Source organism: Pseudomonas azerbaijanorientalis, assembly GCF_019139795.1.
Lineage (GTDB): Bacteria > Pseudomonadota > Gammaproteobacteria > Pseudomonadales > Pseudomonadaceae > Aquipseudomonas > Aquipseudomonas laurylsulfatiphila.
In genome coordinates this window covers 4,327,828-4,342,280 of record NZ_CP077078.1, presented here as the reverse complement: position 1 = coordinate 4,342,280, position 14,453 = coordinate 4,327,828, and the positions used below count along the sequence as shown (strand labels likewise).

Here is a 14,453-nt window from a genome sequence, read left to right as displayed (position 1 = left end):
CCACAGTAGATTTGGTTGCCCACAGATGTTGCGTACACCCGCTAACCATGTGGGAGCGAGCTTGCTCGCGATGGCGGAGTGTCAGTCGACATCTCTTTTGAATGAGTGCGCTTAAGGCTTGATCCCTCGCAAGATTTTCTTCGCCTGATCCTGCACCGCCTCCGGTGCCGTCATGTTGCCGTCGATCACGGTGATCACTGCATGGCCTTGCCACAGTTGGTACGCATCGGCCTTTTGCTGGACGTCGGTCGGTGTCGACGGCGGGGCCAGGTTGACGTGGACCACGCCATCGGCGCCACGTTGTGAGGTGAAGTTCACCCGGTCCCAGTTGCCGATCGGGGTAAAGCTCACGCCCTTGACCTCATCGGGTTTCAGCGGTGGGTAGTTGAGGTTCAGGCCGCTGACACCCGGCAGGCCCAGCACGTTCAAATCACACTGGTGTTTGCTCCTGGCGCAGGCCTGTCTGGCTTCTGTACCGGCCAGGCTCGCCTGGTCTATCACCTTCACGGCAAAGTGCGCCGTGTCGTCCATCGCGCCGAGGGTCTTGCGGTACCCGGCCTGCTGGTCGCGGATGATCAGGTCCATGTCGATGGCCGTGGACACCGCCACCGCCGGAACCCCTTTGAACATCGCCCGCACAGCCGCGTTGAGGGTGCCGGACATCTGCGTCAGCGGGCCGACGTTTTCGCCAAAGTTGCTGCCCGAGACCACCAGGTCCGGCGGTGAATCCCTGAGGATCACGTCGAGGCCGACGTTGACCGCATCCACCGGCGTGCCGATGGCGGAAGTCTTGCCGGCAGGCGGGGTGTAGCCCTCCGGTGGTCCGACGCAATACCGACCCGGCGCCAGTTCGGTCACCGCCAGGGCCTGGCCGGGCACGACCACGCTGGCGGCACTGATGCCGCTGCTGTCATTCAACGGACCGACCAGGGTGACTGTGTGTCCGGCAGCGGTCAGGGCGCGGTACATCGCATCGATGCCGGGTGCGCGGCAGCCATCGTCGTTGGTCAGCAGGATGTTCAGGGCGCTGGCTTGCATCGACAGGCCAACGCTGGCCAAGGCAATGACGCCGGTGAGTAGTGTGTTCATGGAGACTTTTCCGTGGGAGGCGCGGATTTTACAAAGCACAACGCCCCGACCGAAGAAATCGGTCGGGGCGCGGTGAGTTTAGCGGGTGCCGAGTTTGCGCAGGTTGCCAGGGGTGAATTCGTCTTCGGTGAAGGCGGTGGCGTTGAGCTTGGCCGGTTTCTGATCGACCAGCATGCGGTCAACCAGGTAGGAGCCGGCGATCAGGTCGTGGTAGATGCCGAGGCGAGCGTGGTAGCGCTGCATCTCGTAGGCGTAGATCGAGGTCTGCATGTTGGTGCGCCACAACTGGCCACGGCTGTCGTAGTTGTCGGCCATGGTTGCCGACCAGGTGTCCTCGTCGAGGTACAGCACGCGCTTGGCGTATACGTGGCGGGCACCTTCCTTGAGGTTGGCCTGCAACACCCAGACGCGGTGTTTCTCGTAGCGCATGTACTGCGGATCGACGTGACCGGTGGTGTCCAGGATCTGGTCGGTCGTTACGCTCGGGTCATCGATCTTGTAGTTGTGGTACGGGATGTAGATCTCTTTCTTGCCGACGATGGACCAGTTGTAGCGGTCCGGCGCACCGTTGAACAGACGGTCTTCGTCGTACACGCGAAAACCTCCGGCGCCGGTCGGCGAATCGTAGCCTACGGTCGGTGCGCGACGGACCCGGCGTTGGCCCGGGCTGTACTGCCAGGCCTGGCGCGGGGAGGCGGTCGGGTTGATGAACTCGTGGCCGACCACGATCTCGCCTTTCTTGCGCACCGGCTCCAGCGTGGTGATCAGGAAGTTGGTGAGCACGCCGTTGGCGGTATCCAGGGTCTTGTCCGGGCTCGACCAGATCGAGAAGATCTTGTAGTTGACCTCTTCGAGCACCTTTTCCTTGTTGGAGTAGATCACCGCCTGGCCATAGTTGGCTTCTTCGGTGTTGGCGCGCCCTTGCAAGGTATGGTTGAACATCAACTCGCTGCCGTTCTTCGGAATCGGGAACGGCGAAGCACCCCAGGCGTTTTTCGTGTCGTTGTTGTCATTGTCGAGTTCGGCAGTGACGGCGTTTTTCTTGATCTGGTCTTCCAGGCGCTGATCGAAGCGGAAGTCGCGGTGGCTCGGGTACACCGGGATCTTGAAGGTATCAGGGTAGCGCTTGAGCAACGCTTTCTGGCCATCGGTCAGGTTGTCGGCGTACTTGTCCATGTTCTTCGAATCAATCACGAACAGCGGTTTTTCCGCGGCGTACGGGTCCGGGTACGGCGTGCCCGGGCCAGCGTATTTGAGGCCGGGCGGCAGGCCGCGCCATTTGCCGGTCCAGGCCGGGATGCTGCCGTCGGCGTTGCCGGCTTTTTCGGCACCCATCGGGGTCAGGTCCTGGCCCAGGCGGGCGGCTTCTTCGGGGCTGACCTTGGCGTAGGCCAGGCCACTGCCGAGCAGGCCGACGGTCAGCGCCGTGCTCAATAATGTTTGGGTGAATCTGGACATGCTGTGCTCCTCCGACAGGGGAATCAGAACCGGTACTTGAAGTTGAGCGCGACGTTGTCGCGGTCGGCCAACGGGCTGTTGTTGGCACTGGCGAGGTAGGCGTTGTAGCGGGCCTCGACGGTGAAGTTGCCCAGGTAGCGCCACGAACTGCCGATGCTGGCGCGGTTATCGTTCTGGCCGGCGTTGATCGAGCCGACCATCGAGCTGTCGCCGTGGGCGGCGGCGCTGAAGGTGACAGGCACCGACATGTCCCATCCGCTGAACACGTCGTTGTAGTCAAAGTTCGCCTGCACCGTGTAGCCCCAGGCATCGCGGTCATAGACCAGACTGTCGGTGCCCGGCAGCGCGAAGCCCGGCGCCAGGGTGACCGGCTGCGATTTGTCGTTGCTGACCACGGTGTTGTAGACCACCTCGCCGGTCAGGGTGGTGTTGTCGGCGAAGGCGGTCGGGCCGAGCACGTAGATCAACGATGTTTGCGCTTGCACGGTCTTGCCACGCACGGGGCTGGAGAAACCGTTGTCGACCATCACTGGCGTGCCGTCGCGGTAGCTGACTTCACCGGCCCAGCTGACGTCGCCCAGCACGGTGGCGAAGCTCGCGCCGAACAGGTCGATGTTGTCGAAGTAGCGCACCTGGTAGCGACCCAGGGTCGAGGCAAAGTCCAGCGACGGGGTCTTGTCGTGATAGCGCGAGTAGTAGATGCCGAACTCGGTGTTGTTCAACGACTCGGCGGCGTAGGTGAAGGCCAGACCGTACTGGCCGCTGTCGCTCGGCTTGTCGTCCTTGAGGCGGGTGACGAAACCGGAGGCGTCGTTGAAGCCGCCCTCATCGATGAAGTCGGTGGTGGAGAAGTAGCTACCCACGCCGAACAGCTCGGTCTTTTCCCATTTGTATTGGTAGTACGCCTGGATACCCAGGCTTTCGGTCAGGGCGAACTGGGTGAACAGTTGGCCGACCGGCAGCAGGATTTCCTTGACCTCGACGCCCGGGGTGGTCGCCTTGGTCGCATCGACCGGGCTCTGCGCTGCGGAGATACCCGGGTAGAACAGGCTTTCACCCCAGCTCACCACCTGATTACCCAGGCGTGCGTTGAAGGCGTGGCCGCTCACGTCCCAGGTGCCGTAGGCGTAGTAATCGAGCATGCGCAGTTCATTGCGGTGCTGGTCGATGGTGTCCTGGGAGAAACGGTCGGGCTGGCTGCAATGGCCACCGGCGAAGCAGTTCGAGGTGCCGGTGGTGTTGTCGTTGCCCTGATCGTAGACGTTGTCGTAGAAGCCCGTTGCGCGGACAAACACGCCGTAGTTGTCTTGCCACTTGATGTTGGCTTCGGTGAGAAAGCCGCTGCGGTTGTTGATCAGGCTGCCTTTGTCGAACGCGTTGTCGCCGTCGTTGCCGTTGGCATCGGCGGTCAGTTTGTGATCGCGAGACTCGGTCCGCCAGGCGAGGCTGTACGTCAGTGTGGTGTCCCAGTCGATGCTCAAGTCTTCGCTCGGCTGAAAGCTCATGGCGTTAACGTGAGCGCTTAATCCGCCAGCCAGCAACAGCAATGCCAGCTGTACGCGAGGGTGCTGTGTTGGTGGGGCGATTATTGTTTTTATCATGTCGTCCTCATGGTCCAGGTCAGACCTGCCCGACCTGCATTTCAGGGGGGGATTGGTGTTGTGGGCGACTATGGAGTCACGACTTGCGCGCAACATCGTCCAAGCGGACTAAGCGATTTGTACGGGGCTGTCGCAGTCCCGGCCTTAGTCCCATCGGACGATGAACACCCGGCGCGTGCGGCGAACAATCCCGAGACCGACTGCACCGGGCGAAGATCCGGCGGTGGCGGTTTCTGCCTGATGGGCGCTGAACAAGGGTGATCGCATGAACGCTGCCGGGATCAAATGGGACGAGTGCTGTGATGTGTTGGTGATTGGCTCGGGAGCCGGGGGCATGACCGCTGCGCTGCGCGCCCACGACCTGGGCTTGAATGCGCTGCTGATCGAGAAAAGCGGCGAGTACGGCGGCACATCGGCGGTGTCCGGCGGCGGTATCTGGATCCCCAACAACCACCGGATCAATGCGCTCGGCGGCAGTGATTCGGCAGCCGAAGCGATTGCCTACATCCGCGCCGTGACCCATGGCGAGATCGACGACGGGCGCATCGAAGCCTATGTCGAACATGGCCGGGAGATGGTCGAGTACCTGGAAAAACACACCCGGGTGCGCTTCGAGGCGCAACCGCGCTACGCCGATTACTACCCGGAAGTCGCGGGCGGCAAACCGGGCTATCGCTCGATGGATCCGCAACCCTTCGATGCCGCTGAGCTCGGCGAAGAATTCCTGCGCATGCGCGCACCGTCTCCCGGTACCCTGATGATGGGGCGCATGGCGATGACCATGAAAGAGGCGCAGGTGCTGCTGTGCCGTGGCCCCGGCTGGTTGCACCTGACGCTGCGGGTGATGTGGCGTTACTGGCGTGACCGCGAGGGTCGGCGCTTGTCCCGCCGCGACCGCTACCTGACCCTGGGCAATGCCTTGATCGGTGCCTTGCGCTGTTCGTTGCAGGATCGCGGCAAATCCCTGTGGCTCAACTGTGCGCTCGAAGAACTGCTGCTGGTCGGCGACCGGGTCGGCGGTGCGCGGGTCAATCGCAACGGTCAGTTGCTCCACGTCAAGGCGCGTTACGGGGTGATCGTTGCCGCCGGTGGTTTCGAGCGTAACCAGGCGATGCGCGAGCAGTACCTGCCGCAGCCGTCCCGGGCCAACTGGAGTGCCACGCCGCCGAACAATACCGGCGACGGCATCCGCGCCGGCCAGGCCATCGGCGCGCGGACCGCGTTGATGGAGCACAGCTGGTGGGCGCCGACCACTTTCGTCAAGGGCGAAGAGAAGCAGCGCGCGTTGTTCGTCGAACGAACCTTGCCGGGGTGCGTGATGGTCAACGCGGCGGGGGAGCGTTTCGTCAATGAAGCCGCGCCCTATACCGATATCGTTTATGCGATGTACGCCAACAACCGCGAAGGCAGCGAGAGCGTGCCGTGCTGGATGGTGTTCGACGCCGAGTTCCGCCGCAAATACCCGTGCGGTGCCTTGCTGCCGGGCTATGCCCAGCGCGACTGGCAATTGCCCGAGCATCTGCGTGACTACTTCCACAAGGCGTCGAGCCTGGAAAAACTGGCGACGAAAATCGGCGTCGACGCTGGCGGGCTGCTGCGCACGGTGCAGCGCTTCAATGGCATGGCCGTGCAGGGCGTCGACGAGGATTTCCACAAGGGCGACTCACTGTTCGACCGCTACTACGGCGACCCGAACGTGCAACCCAATCCGTGCCTGGCGCCGTTGCTCAAGGGGCCGTTCTACGCCGTGCGCATCGACGCTGGCGACATCGGCACCAAGGGGGGGCTGTTGACCGACGTGCACGCCCGCGTGTTGCACGAAGACGGGCAACCGATCAACGGCCTTTACGCCATCGGCAACAGCGCCGCCTCGATGATGGGCCGCACTTATCCAGGCGCCGGCTCGACCATCGGCCCGGCCATGACCTTCGGTTACCTGGCCGCCAATCACATCAAGCGCCAGAGCGAAGCCGCTTCGGCGAAAACCTCGTTAGGGAGCGTTGAATGAATCAGCCACGTCAACAGGTCGCCGTCGTGACCGGTGCCAGTCGCGGAGTGGGCCAGGGTATCGCCCTGGCCCTCGGGGCGGCCGGCATGACCGTGTACATCACTGGCCGCGCCCCGGCGCAGGGCGGCTCGAATCTGTACGGGCATGCCTTGCGCGGCTCGCTGGAGGACACCGCCGCGGCGATCACTGCCGCCGGTGGGCGTGGTATCGCGGTGGTCTGTGACCACGCCGATGACGCGCAGGTTCAGGGTTTGTTTGCCCGCGTAGAAGAAGAGTGCGGGCAGCTGGATTTGCTGGTGAACAACGCCGCCTTCATCCATGACCAGTTGATCGAACCGGGGCCGTTCTGGGCCAAACCGCTGGAGCTGGTACGGATTCTCGACGTCGGCCTGCGCTCGGCCTACATCGCCAGCTACTACGCCGCGCCGCTGTTGCTCAAAAGTGCCCAAGGGCTGATCTGCTTCACGTCGTCGTTTGGGGCCGGGTGCTACATGCACGGTCCGGCATACGGCGCGCAAAAGGCCGGCGTGGACAAACTGGCGGCGGACATGGCGATCGATTTCGAGGGGCAGGGCGTGGCGGCGTTGTCGCTGTGGCTCGGCCCGCAACTGACCGAACGCACCCGGATTGCCGGCGAGCAGCACGGAGATCAGTACCAGGCGTTTCTCGCCCATGCCGAAACCCCGCAGTTCAACGGGCGGGTAATTCATGCCTTGCTCAATGATCCGCAGTTGATGGCGTTGTCCGGACAGACCTTGATCACCGCCGAAGTCGCTCCCGGCTACGGCATCAGCGAAGCCGAAGGCCGCCAGCCGCCGTCCCACCGCGCCATGCTAGGCGACCCGCGCCAACAGCATCCGGCGAGGGTAGTCTGACTCAGTAGCAGGTAAAACATAAAATCCTGTGGGAGCGGGCTTGCTCGCGAATATGGTGTGTCAGTCAACAATAATGTTGAAGCTGATGACCCCTTCGCGAGCAAGCCCGCTCCCACAGTTGGTCTGTATCGAATGCGAAATCTGCTTACACCCTCTCACAGGGATTGGGATTAACTGACCGGCCGCAATGCCCACTCCCGCAACACATTCTTCGTCACTTTCCCCGCCGCATTGATCGGCATGCTCTGCAGCACCTGCACCCGGCGCGGCACCTTGTAGTTGGCCATCTGCTCACGGCACCAGGCGAGGAGTCGCGCCTGCTCGATTTCCATTCCGGGTGCAGGCAACAGGAACGCCATCGCCACCTCACCCATGCGTTCATCGGGAATACCGATCACCGCGGCCTGGGCCACGCCCGGATAAGTCAGCAGGCACTGTTCGATTTCCGCCGGGTACACGTTGAAGCCACCGGTGATGAACATGTCCTTGAGGCGGTCGGTGATGCGCAGGTAACCCTGTTCGTCGAGCATGCCGATGTCGCCGGTGTGCAGCCAGCCGTCGGCGTCGAGAAGCTCCTGGCTGGCTTCGGGGTTGTTGAGATAGCCCTGCATCAGGTTGTAACCGCGGATCTGCACTTCACCGGGAGTGTTCGCCGGTTGGCTGCGGCCAGTGTTGTCGACACACCGCACTTCCACCCCCGGCATCGCCCGGCCACTGGTGTTGGCGACCAGTTCCGCGGAATCACCGGAACGGCAAATCGTGGCGAAACCGCAGACTTCCGTCAGGCCATACGCGGTGACGATGGTGGCGAACCCCAGTTCGTCGCGCATGCGGTGGATCATCTCCACGGGAATCGCCGCCGCGCCGGTTACCGCTACCCGCAAGGAGCTCAGGTCGAACTCGCTGCGTTGCGGATGGGCCAGCAACGATTGATACAGCGTCGGCGGTCCGGGCAACACGGTGATGCGTTCGCGCTGCACGCATTCAAGCACGGCCTGCACGTCGAACACTTGCTGCGGCAGGAGGGTGCAGCCACGCATCAATGCAGCCAGCCAGCCGGCCTTGTAGCCGAAGGAATGGAAGAACGGATTGACGATCAGGTAGCGATCGCTTTCGCGCAGCCCGACGATGTCGCTCCAGTCGCGCACGATGCGCAGGTTCTGGCCGTGGCTGGTCATCACGCCCTTGGGCTTGCCGGTGGTACCCGAGGTGAACAGTACGTCGGACAAGGCTTGCGGGCCAACGCTCTGTTCGCGGGTGCGCAGGGCAAGATGCGGCACGTCGGCCGCCAGATCCATAAACAGCTCCCAGGCCAGGGTGCCCGAATTGGCGCCGCGCAGGCTGACGATGTGGCGCAGCGCAGGCAGATCTTCCGACACCAGCATGCCGGGGTAGTCCGCGCCGAGGAATTCGCCGATGGCAAACAGTACGCAGGTGCCGCTTTCGCGCAGGATGTAGCCAGCCTCGCTGCCCTTCATCCGGGTATTGAGCGGTACCAGGGCGGCGCCGACACTTTGCAGGGCGCCGGCGGCGACGATCCATTCCCACACGTTGGGCGCCCAGATCGCCACGCGGTCCCCGGCCTGTACGTCGAGGGCCAGCAGTGCGCGGGCAGCCTGGCGGCGCAGTTGGTCCAGTTGTCGGTAGCTGATGACGTGGCCCGCGTCCTCGATGGCCGGGCGGTCGCCGTAGGCCTGGGCAGCGTTGGCGAACAGTTGAGCGATGGTCAGTGCGGTGGCGACAGGCGGCATGGGGCCTCCCCGGTTAGAAGACAGTTGCGAAAAAGGGAGTAGGCCGGGCAGGGCACCCGGCCGGATTGCGAATTACTGGGCGGGCGGGGCGAAACGGCGACCGGCGGAGAAACCACCGTCCACGGCGATCATCTGGCCGCTGACAAAGGACGCTTCGTCCGAGGCCAGGAACAGCGCGACATTGGCCACTTCTTCCGGTTGCCCGGAGCGGCTGAGCATGTGCTGCGAGGCGAAGAAGGCGTGGAACGCATCGTTGTCACGGACCATGCTGGTCATCGGCGTTTCGATCAGGCCCGGGCACAGGCCGTTGACGCGAATGTTGGCGTAGCCGTAGTCGATGGCCATCGAGCGGGTCAGCTGGTTGATGCCGCCCTTGGACACGTTGTAGGCCACGTTGCCGTCGCAGCCTTGCAGGCCGAAGATCGAACCGACGTTGATGATCGAACCACCGCGCTGTTCCACCATCGACGCCAGCGCGTACTTGCTGGTGAGCATGCTGCCGGTGAGGTTGATGTCCATCACCCGTTGCCAGTTGGCGGTGGTGGTCTGGGTCACGCTGCCCTGGTCGGCGACGCCGGCGGCGTTGACCAGAATGTCGATGCGCCCGAAGCGGCTGATGACGTCTTGCATGACCTGCTGGACTTGCGCTTCGTCGCGCACATCGAGGGTCATGAACAGGCCGGGGAAATCCGCCGGTGCGCTGCCGATGTCCAGCCCGATCACTTGCGCGCCTTCGACAGCGAAACGGCGCACGCAGGCCAGACCGATCCCCGAAGCGCCGCCGGTGACCACCGCGACCTTGTTCTGCAAACGAGCCATAACTGTACCTCTTTATTGTTGTGGGCTAATGCTGTGGCCGAGTCTAACTGTAGACCGGGCCTGAGTGATCGTCCGTTGAGACTAAGGCGACAAAGCCCGTACGCAACCCCCTGTAGGAGCTGCCGCAGGCTGCGATCTTTTAATTTCCAAGGTCAAGATCAAAAGATCGCAGCCTGCGGCAGCTCCTACAGGGTTATGCGTAGCCTCAATCCGGGAATTTCAGGCGTACCCGGGCACCCGTCGGTCGGCTCTGGCAGGCCAGCGTCCAGCCGTCGGCCAGTTCCTTGGGGGGCAGCACATCGTTGCGCGCCAGTTGGACCTCACCTTCCTTGACCACGCACATGCAGGCCCCGCAAAAACCTTCTTCACAGGACGATGGCACGTCCAGGCCGGCAGCCTTGCAACTTTGCAGCAAGGTGTCACCGGGTTGGCAGGCGATTTCGTGTTGCTGGCCGTCGAGCTCGACGATCAGCGCCTCGCACTGCGACCCCATCGCGGCCTCGCGGGCGAGGGCTTCTTCGGCCAACAGCTCGTCGGGGTCCGGTGGCGAGACGAAACGTTCGACATGTATGCGTTCGGCCGCCTCGCCCAGTGCCAGCAGCGTGCGCTCCACGGTGTCCATGAAGGGGCCCGGCCCGCAGATGAAGTAGTCGCCGCCGGCCGATCCGCGCAGCAGATGACGGACCTGATGGTCCGTCAGGAAACCCTGCACCGAATCGAGGACGTGCACCACGTGCAGTTGATCAGGATGCGCCTTGATCAACTGGCACAGCTCGTCCTTGAAAATCACCGACGCTTCATCGCGGTTGGCGTAGATCAATTTGATCGGCCGCCGGCTGCCATGGAGCACTGATTTGAGAATGGAAAATACCGGGGTGATGCCCGAACCGCCCCCGAACAGGACCAGGGGCTTTTCGGTCTCCACCTGCGGGTCCAGGCAGAAATGCCCGGCCGGTGGCAATACTTCCAGCCAGTCGCCGACCTGGACTTCGTTCATCCAGTTCGACACCCGCCCACCGTCGACCCGTTTCACCGTGACCTTGGGCAGCGGGTCCGCGAGGGGCGAGCTGGCCATGGAGTAGCAGCGGGTCAACAGTTTGCCGGCGAAGGGCACGCGAAAACTCAGGAACTGGCCCGGTTTGTAGCGAAAGCGCTCACGCAGGGTTGGCGGTACGTCCAGCACCAGCGAGCGCGCGTCAGCGGTCTCGTCGATCACCGCGCACACTTGCAATGAGACGCTTGCCGTCGTGTGTTCGGCCGGGGTCAGGTTCTGTTGTTGCGTGCCCATGTTCACCTCGACCTCAGAGCCCGCTGATCAGTTGGGCGTTGTCGACGCGGATCTCGGCACCGTTGACGAACCGCGACTCGTCCGTGGCGAGGAACAGCACCACGTTGGCAATGTCCCGTGGCGCGGCCATGCGGTTCATCGGGTCCTGGTCCAGCGCTTCCTGCGGGATCGGCTGACCGCCGGCCAGGGCCTGGGTCATCGGCGTGTTCACGCCATCGGGGTGCACGCTGTTGCAGCGGATGCGATAGCCCTGCTGCTTGCAGTGCAGGGCGATGGAACGGGTCATCGCCGCCACCGCGCCTTTGGACGCCGAGTAGGCGCAGAACATCGGCATGGCGCCCAGGGCGGCGACTGACGACATGTTGATGATCGAGCCGCCACCGCTTTCCTTCATCGCCTGGATGGCGTACTTGCAACCGAGGAAGTAGCCGTCGCCGTTGATCTTCTGCACCTTCTGCCACAGCTCCAGGGTGGTGTCTTCGATGCTGCCCAGGGCCAGGATCGCGGCGTTGTTGACCAGTACGTCGAGGCGGCCGAAGTGCTCGACTGTGGTCTTGACCACGTGTTGCCAGTCGCTTTCGCTGGCGATGTCGTGGCGGATGAACAGCGCGTTGGCGCCGATTTCTGCAGCCGCCTGGCGACCGGCTTCTTCGTTGAGGTCGGTCAGTACCACTTTGGCGCCTTCGCGGGCCAGCAGCAGGGCGTCTTCGCGACCAATGCCGCTGGCGGCGCCGGTGATGATGCAGACTTTGCCTTCTACACGTTGCATTGTTGTTCTCCTGATCGTGCGGTTTGAAGTGCGAATTGGTCGGCCACGTGGGCGGCAGCCCGGCGACCGGAATAGATGCAATCGGCCAGGGCCAGGCCGGAGACATACAGGTTGGAGGCGACCCCGACCGCATTGCGACCGGCGCTGTACAGGCCGTTTATTGGCTGGCCGGCAGGGTCCAGTACCCGACCGCTGGCCTCGCAGACTTTCAACCCGCCCAGGGTGATGACCGGGCAGGGGAACAGTTTGCTGGCGAATGAAAGATCGAGGGCGTACCACGGGCCCTGATCGAGGTTGGCGAGCATCGCGGCGGACTTGCCGAACTCGTCGGCGACCTCGCCCCGTGCCGCGCGGGAATAGCGTTCGACACTTTGGCGCAGCAGTTCCGGCGGCAGATGGCAGCGCTTGGCCAACCCGGCCAGGCTGGTGCTGCGCTTGGCGTTGAACAGCAGGTTGAGCAGCACCGGCAGGCGCTGGAAATTCCACACTTTGCCGGGGCCGACCTGACTGAGGGCTTCTCGAACCAGCGCCCGATTGAGAATCAGAATGGCGCGCCCTTCCTGTTCTTCGACCATGGCGTGGCCGAGGGTCGCGCCGTAGATTTCTTCGTTGGCGTAACGTTGTCCGCGGGCATTGACGATCAGCCCGCGGGCCCAGGCCAGTGGCGGATTGATGAAACGCCAGGCGCTGACCTTGTCCATCCGCGCCACGCTGCCACCGGCGCTCTGGCCCAGGGCGATGCCGCTGCCATTGCACCCGGTGGCGCCCAGCGGCAGACCGGCCAGGTACTGCGGCGCGTGCTGGCGCACCAGATCGCGATTGAAGATGAAACCGCCGCTGCTCAACAGCACCGCCTGTTCGGCGCGAATCAATTGGCGGATGGCGCTGGTCTGTTCGATGCGACGCTGGCGAGCGCGCAAGCGGTCGGCCAAGGCCGGAACGTACATGTGAATGGCCGCGGCCCAGCGTGACAGGCGCGCATGTTGTTTGGCGGCGCGGCTACTCGACGGCAACTGCCAGGCTTCGACGCCTAGGACCTTGTCGTCGAGGTCGAGCACCAGCCGCCGTACTTCGCACTGGCTGCGCAGGCGTGCGCCGTGGCGCAAGGCGCTGGCCTTGAGCGGGGCGAACAGACTGGCGCCGGACATGCCCGGGCCTTTGGTGCGATGGCCGCGGGGCGCCGGCTTGGCGCTGGCGGCATAGGCCGGCACGGCTTCGTTGCCCGAGTAATAAAGGTAGTACTGGTCGCTCGGGTACGAGGTTTTGTGCGGCGGTACGCTGGCTTCGAAGGCCGCGCCTTGTTGCTCCAGCCAGGCCAGTTGCTCGCGGCTGCCTTCGCAGAACGCGCGCAATGTCTCGTGGCTGACGGCTTCGCCGACTTCCTGACGCAGGTAGTTGAACATGGCGTCGCTGGTGTCTTCATAGCCTGCCCGGCGCTGATACGGCGTGCCACCACCGGCATAGACCACGCCACCGCTGAGTGCCGTGGCGCCGCCGCCTTCGAAGCGATCCAGTGCGAGCACCGACAGGCCGCGAGTGCTGGCTTCGATGGCGGCACAGGCGCCGGCTCCGCCAAACCCGACGATCAGCAAGTCGCAGCGGTCATCCCATGGCAACTGGTCGGCGCTGTTCACTCGCAACGCCGTCAACCGGTTCAGGCTGTCCATGTTCGGGCCTCAGCCAGCGGCTGCTAGAGAAGGTGCGGGTTTGGCGGTGGTGGTGTAGCTGCCGTCGAGGTAGACCAGCGGGGTGATGGCATCAGTGGTGTGGATCTGCAGGATGCGTCCGATGAACACGGTGTGGGTGCCGTAGCTGAAGTGGCCGTCCTGGCGGCAGAGGATCGCCGACTGGGCGTCACCCAGGTAAGGAATGCCGCCGGGGCTGGTGAGCCAGTTGCCACGGTCGAAGCGTGCTTCGCCCTTGATCGCGCCGCTGCACAGGTGGGCCAGGTCTTGTTGTTCGACGCCGAGGATGTTGACGCAGAAGTCGGCGCCGGTCGCCAGTGCGGCGTGGGGGGAGGCGGTCTTGTTGACGCAGATCAGCAGCGATGGCGGCTCGGTGCTCAGGGAGTCGACCGCGGTGGCGGCCATGGCGAAGCGTTCGGAGCCATTGCTGGTGCTGATAATGGTGACGGACTTGGCCAGGCGGCGCATGGCCTGGAGCATGTCGGCTTTGAGATTGGCGTCGTTCATCGCACTGGGCCTTTTTTGTTGGGGGTGGAGTGCGATGGATTCTTGCTCCGACGTCCAGTCGTCACATCGTCCGAGGGGACTAGGCCTTGGCGGCCTCTGGGCCGACCAGGCTGGTGGTTTGGGTTGTGTACATATCCGTTTCTGCGGTAACGGCGGCTGGCTGTTTCGCCCTTACGGCGACTCCCTTTTTTACAAGCGCCTAAAAAAGGAAGCAAAAAACGCTCGCCCCTTACGTACGGCCCCTCGCTGAGGCTCGGGGTACCTTCGCTCCGGTATTCATCCGGGGGCATTGCCCTCCGGTCGGCTTCGCTTCGACCTACATGCAATGAGTTCGACTGCGTCGAACGGCGCTGCGCGCCCATCCCCGGATGAACACCTGCGCTCAGCCTGCCGAGGGGGCGGGTGGATCAAGATCAAGAGCTGCAGGCGAGCTAACGCTCGGCCTGATGAGTGGTGAGAAGCGGCGTGGTGTGGGCTGCTCTGCTTTTGCTCTTCTGTGGGAGCGAGCCTGCTCGCGATGGCGGCCTGACAGCCGACCAAGATCTTGCTGATGCCCACCGTTCAAATTGTGGGAGCGGGCTTGCCCGCGAAGGCGGCCTGCCA

General features: G+C 63.6%; 11 protein-coding genes. 2 read left to right on the top strand and 9 right to left on the bottom strand.

Features of this window, described 5'->3' with window-relative positions:
* Nucleotides 1–111 precede the first annotated feature (111 nt).
* From surE to KSS91_RS19230, 3 genes are all read right to left on the bottom strand, one after another.
* A complete protein-coding gene (gene surE, locus KSS91_RS19240) occupies nucleotides 112–1,089 on the bottom strand; it encodes a 5'/3'-nucleotidase SurE (RefSeq protein WP_217835788.1) in 978 nt (325 codons plus the stop codon).
* A 78-nt stretch (nucleotides 1,090–1,167) separates the two neighbouring features.
* Entirely contained in the window at nucleotides 1,168–2,547 is a 1,380-nt protein-coding gene (locus KSS91_RS19235; protein ID WP_217835787.1) for a DUF1329 domain-containing protein, read from the bottom strand.
* A gap of 23 nt (nucleotides 2,548–2,570) precedes the next feature.
* Nucleotides 2,571–4,148 carry a DUF1302 domain-containing protein gene (locus tag KSS91_RS19230; protein WP_217835786.1) on the bottom strand — a complete coding sequence of 526 codons (1,578 nt, stop codon included), beginning with the start codon at nucleotides 4,146–4,148 and terminating at the stop codon, nucleotides 2,571–2,573.
* A 265-nt stretch (nucleotides 4,149–4,413) separates the two neighbouring features.
* Here KSS91_RS19230 and KSS91_RS19225 point away from each other — a divergent pair, with 265 nt between their 5' ends.
* The gene (locus KSS91_RS19225) at nucleotides 4,414–6,156 is read left to right on the top strand and encodes an FAD-binding protein (protein ID WP_217835785.1); all 1,743 of its coding nucleotides are present in this window, start codon (nucleotides 4,414–4,416) and stop codon (nucleotides 6,154–6,156) included.
* Nucleotides 6,153–7,031: an SDR family NAD(P)-dependent oxidoreductase gene (locus KSS91_RS19220; protein WP_217835784.1), complete on the top strand. Its 879-nt coding sequence runs from the start codon at nucleotides 6,153–6,155 to the stop codon at nucleotides 7,029–7,031. Before KSS91_RS19225 ends, KSS91_RS19220 begins: the two co-directional genes overlap by 4 nt.
* A 170-nt stretch (nucleotides 7,032–7,201) precedes the next feature.
* On the opposite strand, the gene KSS91_RS19215 is transcribed toward KSS91_RS19220, so the two are convergent.
* From KSS91_RS19215 to KSS91_RS19190, 6 genes are all read right to left on the bottom strand, one after another.
* Complete coding sequence (locus tag KSS91_RS19215) at nucleotides 7,202–8,782, bottom strand: FadD3 family acyl-CoA ligase (RefSeq protein WP_217835783.1); 1,581 nt, start codon at nucleotides 8,780–8,782, stop codon at nucleotides 7,202–7,204.
* A 72-nt stretch (nucleotides 8,783–8,854) separates the two neighbouring features.
* On the bottom strand, nucleotides 8,855–9,601 hold the full coding sequence (locus KSS91_RS19210) for an SDR family NAD(P)-dependent oxidoreductase (RefSeq protein ID WP_217835782.1): 747 nt from the start codon (nucleotides 9,599–9,601) through the stop codon (nucleotides 8,855–8,857).
* Between the two features lie 205 nt (nucleotides 9,602–9,806).
* Entirely contained in the window at nucleotides 9,807–10,889 is a 1,083-nt protein-coding gene (locus KSS91_RS19205; protein ID WP_217835781.1) for a ferredoxin--NADP reductase, read from the bottom strand.
* 13 nt (nucleotides 10,890–10,902) lie between these two features.
* A complete protein-coding gene (locus KSS91_RS19200) occupies nucleotides 10,903–11,658 on the bottom strand; it encodes a glucose 1-dehydrogenase (RefSeq protein ID WP_015094272.1) in 756 nt (251 codons plus the stop codon).
* Nucleotides 11,646–13,325, bottom strand: a complete 1,680-nt coding sequence (locus KSS91_RS19195) for an FAD-binding protein (RefSeq protein WP_217835780.1) — start codon at nucleotides 13,323–13,325, stop codon at nucleotides 11,646–11,648. Before KSS91_RS19195 ends, KSS91_RS19200 begins: the two co-directional genes overlap by 13 nt.
* 9 nt (nucleotides 13,326–13,334) lie before the next feature.
* A complete protein-coding gene (locus KSS91_RS19190; protein WP_217835779.1) occupies nucleotides 13,335–13,850 on the bottom strand; it encodes a flavin reductase family protein in 516 nt (171 codons plus the stop codon).
* Between the last annotated feature and the right edge of the window lie 603 nt (nucleotides 13,851–14,453).

What these genes read in the sequence shown, in the direction of transcription:
- KSS91_RS19200 (WP_015094272.1), bottom strand. Translation starts at nt 11,658, where the DNA reads ATGCAACGTGTAGAAGGCAAAGTCTGCATCATCACCGGCGCCGCCAGC.
- KSS91_RS19205 (WP_217835781.1), bottom strand. Translation starts at nt 10,889, where the DNA reads ATGGGCACGCAACAACAGAACCTGACCCCGGCCGAACACACGACGGCA.
- KSS91_RS19225 (WP_217835785.1), top strand. Translation starts at nt 4,414, where the DNA reads ATGAACGCTGCCGGGATCAAATGGGACGAGTGCTGTGATGTGTTGGTG.
- KSS91_RS19230 (WP_217835786.1), bottom strand. Translation starts at nt 4,148, where the DNA reads ATGATAAAAACAATAATCGCCCCACCAACACAGCACCCTCGCGTACAG.
- KSS91_RS19235 (WP_217835787.1), bottom strand. Translation starts at nt 2,547, where the DNA reads ATGTCCAGATTCACCCAAACATTATTGAGCACGGCGCTGACCGTCGGC.
- KSS91_RS19195 (WP_217835780.1), bottom strand. Translation starts at nt 13,325, where the DNA reads ATGGACAGCCTGAACCGGTTGACGGCGTTGCGAGTGAACAGCGCCGAC.
- surE (WP_217835788.1), bottom strand. Translation starts at nt 1,089, where the DNA reads ATGAACACACTACTCACCGGCGTCATTGCCTTGGCCAGCGTTGGCCTG.
- KSS91_RS19220 (WP_217835784.1), top strand. Translation starts at nt 6,153, where the DNA reads ATGAATCAGCCACGTCAACAGGTCGCCGTCGTGACCGGTGCCAGTCGC.
- KSS91_RS19190 (WP_217835779.1), bottom strand. Translation starts at nt 13,850, where the DNA reads ATGAACGACGCCAATCTCAAAGCCGACATGCTCCAGGCCATGCGCCGC.
- KSS91_RS19210 (WP_217835782.1), bottom strand. Translation starts at nt 9,601, where the DNA reads ATGGCTCGTTTGCAGAACAAGGTCGCGGTGGTCACCGGCGGCGCTTCG.
- KSS91_RS19215 (WP_217835783.1), bottom strand. Translation starts at nt 8,782, where the DNA reads ATGCCGCCTGTCGCCACCGCACTGACCATCGCTCAACTGTTCGCCAAC.